General features: G+C 44.7%; 1 protein-coding gene. It reads right to left on the minus strand.

Going from position 1 to position 450, the window contains the following annotated elements; all coding sequences use genetic code 11:
• Nucleotides 1-53: 53 nt before the first annotated feature.
• On the minus strand, nt 54-450 hold a 397-nt coding region (locus A1QC_RS15680), incomplete at its 5' end, for a transposase (protein WP_039836562.1).

Consider the following 450-nt stretch of genomic DNA (forward strand, 5'->3'; position numbering starts at 1 on the left):
GAGTTTATGCCACACCCGATGCTTAATGCGTTGCGTTAACACTAATTCATAATTCATGCGGGTAACCTTGCAATACGTTGGCGAGGATCTATAGGTTTGATCCCAACTTCTCGTGTAATAGCCCAAATGAAGGCCACCATTTCTCTTGCAATTGCCGTGACAACAACACTACGATGTTTGCCTAAAAACATCAGCCGTTGATAACGTCGGCACAACCTGAGTTGTGCTTGCCAAGCAATGTCGATAATTTCTTTCGAAAGACCTTCTTGCCGAATTTGTAATTCCGATGAGATGTTGGCTTTATGTTTATAAGAGTGCGCCCCTTCAATCAATAATCGCCTTGCGCGCGAGTTACCACACTTAGTGATACTGCCTTGCCGCCGCTTTTGTCCACTTGAGCTTTCAGAAGGGACTAAACCAAGGTACGACATCAGTTTTCTTGGATGGTCA

The sequence above is a fragment of the Vibrio rumoiensis 1S-45 genome (assembly GCF_000286955.2).
GTDB classification, from domain to species: Bacteria; Pseudomonadota; Gammaproteobacteria; order Enterobacterales; family Vibrionaceae; genus Vibrio; species Vibrio rumoiensis_A.